Genomic DNA, 6,158 nt, shown 5'->3' with positions numbered 1-6,158 from the left:
TTGTAGTGTGTGGTATTAGCTTTTTGATTGTGATGTTTCTACCAATACAGAATTTATAGATGTTCGGCACGATGAATGCGACTAAGAATGCTGCGATTAATCCTTTAGTACCTAATAATTCAATGCTGATACCATCTTTGATTGGTTTAACTGCTAAGATTAATAACGAAGCTTCAGCAGCTACGAAAGTTGAAATTACGTTGATTTGGTTCGTTTTAGGTAATTTCAAGTTTCTGTTGTCGGTAAGTGATTTAGTTACAGTACCTGCCATGAAGACGGCTAACATACCCATCGTGAAGTTATAAACTTTCATGATGATGTCTTCAATATTTTTAGGCCAGTGGAATCCCCATACGTTTGGTACATAAGCTACCAAGATAAATAAAGATGAGAATAAAACGACTGGCATTAAAGCTACGAAACCATCACGGATTGCAGTTAAATACGGGTTAGATGCAATCTTTTCAAAGAAAGGTTTCATTTTTTCAATCATTTTAATAATTTTATTCATGCTGTCACCTGCTTATTAGTGTTTTAAATCACGGAGTTGTTCATATAAGTCAATCATGTAGTTTGCTGCGTCTCTCAAAGCCATTGTAGTCATCAAATGGTCTTGACCGTGAACCATGATAAAACTAATATCAGATGCTTCTCCTGCTGCTTCTTTCGCTAACATTTGCGTTTGTTCCTTATGTGCTTCTGTGATAAAGTTGTTGGCTTCAACAATGTTTTGACGTGCTTGTTCAAAATCGTTTTCTTTAGCAGCGGCTAAAGCTGCCATTACTTCTCGACGTGCATCACCTGCAATCGCAACGATTGTGAAACCAATCATCATGTTTTCTTCTTTGTTGCTCATGGTGTTTCCCCCTTAGGTTGAATTAAAATGTGTATTTTACAATTATCAACGCCAACGATACAACATGAACATATAAAAAATTATCGCAGCTTTTTATGTTCGTTATTGTTCGTTTTTTGTTCACAATAATAATGTAACTTTTTAACTCGTACTAGTCAATTCAAATTTTAAAAATTATAGTTGTTTCAAGCGATTTATGACAAATAAGTTACATAATCTACATAAAATTGACAGCGCTTTAAAGATTTGAATGAATTCCCTTTCATTTTGACGTAAAAAAAGACTACCTAGGCATTAACCTAAGTAGTCCATTTCGTATTTAAAGATTAGTCATCTTTTTCATTTTTTAAAATTTTAGCTGTTTTCGCATCTAAGCTGAACTCTTGTTTAGAGTTGCCTTTTTGTAAGTCTACATCGTAAACGAATTTACCTTCGTCACTATCTCTTGATAATGACCATTCATGGATATCACCATTGAAGTTGTCTTTCGCTTTTTTGATGATTTCATCATAAGGTTTGAAGTCTTCATATTTGAATGATTTTGCTTTGTCATAATCATCTTCTTTTTCAGTTGATTTATTCATGACTTTACCATCTTTACTGTTGATGATAACTTCTCCTTCTTCACCTTGTTTTTGTAAATCAATTTTATATGCCCATTTGCCTTGTTCTTTTTCAAATGAGATTTCTTTTAATTCACCATCATATTCTTTCTTAGCAGTTTTTACTGCATCTTCAGGTTGAGTTTTAATATCTCCTAGTTTAATAACGTTACTGTTTTTACCAGTCTCGCTTGTACCAGAAGTATCACCTTTTTGTTTTTGTTCTGTATTGGCTTTTTGTTCTGAATCATTTTTGTTTTCATCGCTTGATCCGCCTTTTCCACATGCAGCAAGTACTAAACCGGAAGCGACTAATAAAGAAAGCATTTTTTTCTGCATATCGATTCCTCCTTGTATTTATATACCCGTTACGCCATGAATTATTTAAATTATTCCCAATATTTTGTGTTATTATACATTTAAATATATTGTTTTCTCTTTATTTGAGAAATTGTTTCCAAACAAAATAGACTGTCTCGCTCTACATATCACTGTAGATGAAACAGTCTATTACTTCACTTTTTTATTCTACTGTTTTGCTTTTTTAGTAGGATCTGGTTGTTTCAGATAATCCATAAAAATCTTTTTCATTAATGTTTCATTCTTACCAACTGGTTTTTGATAGTTAGTGCCCATCACTAATATATAATCCTTATTGAAGTAGCAAGTAAATTGTTGCCCATAAAAGATACCATTCGCGCGCGCACTCTGACCAAAACTGTAAAAGCCATAACGATATGCATGTGGAAACTCTTTGGTGTTCAATTCATGTAAGAGTTGATTTGTAGTATGAGCATTAAACATCTTCTGATTTTGTAATGCTAAGACAAATTTCCCCATGTCTCTAGGTGCCATATACAAATTACCTGCCCCATAATATTGATCCATGTATGCAGGAAACTCTGGTATTTTCAATTCATTATAGCCTTTAGCCATATAAGGTTTATAAGCAGTGTTATTGTAAAAGGCTGTTTGGTTCAATTCATATGGTTGCACAAAGTTTTGATTGAAATAATCTGCATATGACATCTTAGTGACCGCTTCAATCACCCGCGCTAACACAATATAATTCGCATCATTATATTGATGCTTTCTAAACATATCCGGCTGCAACCCTTGTTCCTGCAACATATGAACTGCTCCATCTATACTATGGATATTCGTTTTCGGGCGAAACATTTGTATACCGCTTTGATGCAGCATAAAATCACGCAGAATCAAAGGTTCATTGGTTTGAAACCAAGGTAGATATTTTGTCACTTCATCGTTGATGTTGAGTTTACCTTCTGTTTCTAACTTTTTAAGCATCATACCTGTCATAAACTTTTGCGCTGACCCAATCAAATACATTGAATTAGGATTCGTCTTTTTACGATTGATAAAGTCTTGATAACCATATCCTTTATCCATCACGAGTTTACCTTGGTAATATATCGCAATATCACCATTGAACTTTTGTTTTTTCAAATATTCATCAATGGCTGTATAGCGCACATTCTTTTCATTCATTACAGTTTTATAACTTCCAACTTGAACTGATGGATGATTATCTTTAGTTTTCAAAAAGTTATGATGATGTCCGTATTGTTGAAAATGTTTCCAATTTAAATAATAGGTTATCACACCGACTATAAGTGCGACCATTAGTATAAATATCATTATCTTTATTAGTTTTCTCTTCATTGTTGTCCTCTTCACTTGATGTCACGTCTTGAAATGATACGTTAGTTGATTTGATATCGTTTTTGTTTTGATATTAAAAAACGGTTTAAATCAAATGACTCTGCTTTTTTTTAGTTGGATCTGGCTGATGTAATTGTTTCACAAAAATATCTTTCATATAGTGTTCATTAACGTATTTCGGATATTGATAGTTCGTTCCCATTACCACGATATAATCTTTGTTAAAATAGCTGGTCATTTGATGACCGAAAAACATACCGTTGACACGACTACCATTATCATAACTATAAAAGCCGTAACGATAAGGTTCATTATAGGTTGGTGTGTGTAATTCGTATAACAACCCTTCCGTATCTTTTGGAGATAAGATTTTATTTTCTTGCAAGTTTGCGATCAGCTTTGCCATATCTCGCGTTGACATAAACAAATTACCTGCACCGTAGTAATGGTCCATAAATTTTAAAGTCATCGGTTGTTTTTCAGCATTGTAACCTTGTGCCATAAACGGTTGATATTGTGTTTCATTATAGAAAGCTGTTCTATATAATTGGTTCGGATTTTTTAATTTTTCATCAAAGTATTGATCAAATGACTTGTGTGTCACTTTTTGGATAACATCAGACAATATAATGTAGTTCCCATCATTATATTGATGTTTATGATATTTACCCGGTTGAATGCCTGCACGCTGTAACTCTTTCGCAACATCTTCATTACTGTGTGCTGTATTGCTGCCTGTAAATTTCTTTAAACCGCTTCGATGCAGCATTAAATCCTTCAAATAAAGGGGTTGCTCTGTTTTAAACCACGGCAAATATTTATCCAATCGGTCATTAATATTTATTTTGCCTTCACTTTCTAATTGTTTCAATAATAAGCCTGTTGTGAACTTTTGAGAAGAACCGATCAAATACATAGAGTTCGGTGTATTTTTCTTATTCTCTTCAAAATTTTGATAGCCATACGCTTTGTCCATAATTAACTGACCCTTATGAAAAATCGTAATTGTACCGTTAAAACCTTTTCCTTTTAAATATGCATCAATTTTAGGGTCTACTGCATTATCTTTCATTACAGTATAGTAATTTGCTTTTTCTTTTGACTGTGCGTTTCCACTTATTTTCGGTAGTTGATGCTGACTATAGCTTTGATGATGTTTCCAATTTAAATAAACCGAAAATACACCAACCAACAACGTAACTACAACGACAAAGATAATGCCGTTCTTTATTCTTCTATTCATTCATTTCCTCTTTTATCGATATGTCTTTCTTGTTAGTTTAATTCATTTTTATTAATCCAAATACGTTTGTTCAAATTGTGTAACAACAACTTCTAAATCTTCAACATTTAATGAGAAGTACACTTTGATTTTAGGTTCTGTACCTGAAGGTCTTAACGCGATAAAGCCTTCATCTAAAATGAAGCGGATTAAGTTGCTTTGTGGTAATGTTGTTTCCACTGTTTGATGATTGACTAAGTCTGTAATGGTCTTCGTTTGATAATCTTCAATTTGTTTCACTTTTAGTCCAAGTAATGTATCTGGTTGTTCTTTTCTGAAACTTTCAAGTAAATCATTTATTTTTTGTCTGCCTGAAGCACCTTCAAATTTAGGTGAAATCGTTTTGTCTTTGAAGATACCTGTCAAAGCATAAACTTCATCTAAGACATCTTTAAACGTTTTACCTTGTTGGGCTAATTCATTTTTGTATTTAACCACTAATGGAATCATTTGAATCGCATCTTTGTCTCTTGAGAATGGTGCTGCTAGATAACCATGGCTTTCTTCATAACCTAATACCAATTGTTCATCAGTATCTTGTTTGTTTTGAAGAATTTCAGAAATAAATTTGAATCCTGTTAAAACTGTATTACTTTCTAAATCTAATGCTTGTGCTAAGCGATCACTGGCTGCACTGCTGACGATAGATTTCACCATGTATAACGGTTGGTTTGTACCTTCTGCTTTTAATTGGTCATAACGTAATTTTAATAAGATTAAGCCGATTTCATTGCCGTTGAAGTAACGGTGTGTGCCATCTTTGTAGCGTTCGATTATGCCGAAACGGTCAGCATCAGGATCCGTTGCTAAAATCAATTGGGCATCTTCTTGATCCGCTAAGCGTAAACTATACGTAAAGGCTTGTTCTTCTTCTGGGTTCGCATAAGCAACTGTCGGGAAGCTGCCGTCAGGTTGTGATTGTTCTTTTTCGATGACATAATTGCTGTAATTTAATTTTTCAAAGATTTCGGATAGAATTGGTAGACTTGTACCATGTAAACTTGTTAACGCAATTTTTTCAGTCTGCGTTGGAATTGAATCAACTAATTTAATTACTTCTGCTTTATAAGCTTCTGTAACATCCTCTGATAAGTATGTAATGAAGCCATTGTTTAGTCCTTCTTCAAAATCTCCGCCTTCAATGTCTAATGGATCTTCAATTTGATTAATATAACTACTTAACATCTCAGAAGGTTGAGGCAATAATTGACCGCCGTCTGCACCATAAATTTTAATTCCATTATATTCTTTAGGATTATGACTCGCTGTAATCATAACGCCAGCGTCTGCTTCTAAATAACGTACCGCAAATGATAATTCAGGTGTAGAATTATAACGTTTGCCTACTACAGCTTTCACTTCATATTGTGCTAGTACTGCTGCGATTTCATGTGCGAATTCTTCTGATAAGAAACGTGTATCAAAATGAATCACGACTAATGATTCAGGTTTATGTTCACTTAAATATTTAGCTAAACCTACCGCAACTTTACGCACTGTAAAGGCATTTAAACGGCCAGGTCCTAAACCGATTAACCCTCTGATACCTGCTGTACCAAAAGCGAGTGTATCTTCAAATCCTTCATTTTTAATATTTTCAGTTTGATCTTTATAAAACGCTGAAACTAAACTTTCATCTATCTTATTTTCCCAATTCAATTTCATACTTACTTATGCTCCTCTCTATGATTTAAATCTACTATAAGTCAATAGTCCTCAATAATAGATAATATTA

Annotated in this window: 6 protein-coding genes; all 6 read right to left on the bottom strand. The window is 33.5% G+C overall.

The genetic code is table 11. The annotated features are described in order from the left end of the window. A partial coding sequence (locus tag HMPREF3270_RS01215; protein ID WP_176746704.1) for a PTS transporter subunit EIIC occupies window positions 1–511 on the bottom strand: 511 nt, incomplete at its 3' end. Between the two features lie 15 nt (window positions 512–526). Then, the gene (locus tag HMPREF3270_RS01210; RefSeq protein WP_070848520.1) at window positions 527–856 is read right to left on the bottom strand and encodes a PTS lactose/cellobiose transporter subunit IIA; all 330 of its coding nucleotides are present in this window, start codon (window positions 854–856) and stop codon (window positions 527–529) included. A 326-nt stretch (window positions 857–1,182) separates the two neighbouring features. Continuing rightward, a complete protein-coding gene (locus tag HMPREF3270_RS01205) occupies window positions 1,183–1,797 on the bottom strand; it encodes a PepSY domain-containing protein (protein WP_070867149.1) in 615 nt (204 codons plus the stop codon). 189 nt (window positions 1,798–1,986) lie between these two features. After that, entirely contained in the window at window positions 1,987–3,117 is a 1,131-nt protein-coding gene (locus HMPREF3270_RS01200; RefSeq protein WP_256324321.1) for a serine hydrolase domain-containing protein, read from the bottom strand. A 109-nt stretch (window positions 3,118–3,226) separates the two neighbouring features. Continuing rightward, window positions 3,227–4,384 carry a serine hydrolase domain-containing protein gene (locus tag HMPREF3270_RS01195; RefSeq protein WP_070848518.1) on the bottom strand — a complete coding sequence of 386 codons (1,158 nt, stop codon included), beginning with the start codon at window positions 4,382–4,384 and terminating at the stop codon, window positions 3,227–3,229. 51 nt (window positions 4,385–4,435) lie between these two features. Beyond that, window positions 4,436–6,088 carry a phospho-sugar mutase gene (locus HMPREF3270_RS01190; RefSeq protein ID WP_070848517.1) on the bottom strand — a complete coding sequence of 551 codons (1,653 nt, stop codon included), beginning with the start codon at window positions 6,086–6,088 and terminating at the stop codon, window positions 4,436–4,438. Window positions 6,089–6,158: the final 70 nt, after the last annotated feature.

It is taken from the genome of Staphylococcus sp. HMSC65H10 (assembly GCF_001839185.1).
Taxonomy (GTDB): domain Bacteria; phylum Bacillota; class Bacilli; order Staphylococcales; family Staphylococcaceae; genus Staphylococcus; species Staphylococcus simulans.
Note: the sequence above shows the minus strand (reverse complement) of the source record. Positions and strands in the feature narration are given on the sequence as shown.

Excerpts from the sequence above, each read along its gene's own strand:
- HMPREF3270_RS01210 (WP_070848520.1), bottom strand. The coding sequence starts at position 856 with ATGAGCAACAAAGAAGAAAACATGATGATTGGTTTCACAATCGTTGCG.
- HMPREF3270_RS01205 (WP_070867149.1), bottom strand. The coding sequence starts at position 1,797 with ATGCAGAAAAAAATGCTTTCTTTATTAGTCGCTTCCGGTTTAGTACTT.
- HMPREF3270_RS01200 (WP_256324321.1), bottom strand. The coding sequence starts at position 3,117 with ATGATATTTATACTAATGGTCGCACTTATAGTCGGTGTGATAACCTAT.
- HMPREF3270_RS01195 (WP_070848518.1), bottom strand. The coding sequence starts at position 4,384 with ATGAATAGAAGAATAAAGAACGGCATTATCTTTGTCGTTGTAGTTACG.
- HMPREF3270_RS01190 (WP_070848517.1), bottom strand. The coding sequence starts at position 6,088 with ATGAAATTGAATTGGGAAAATAAGATAGATGAAAGTTTAGTTTCAGCG.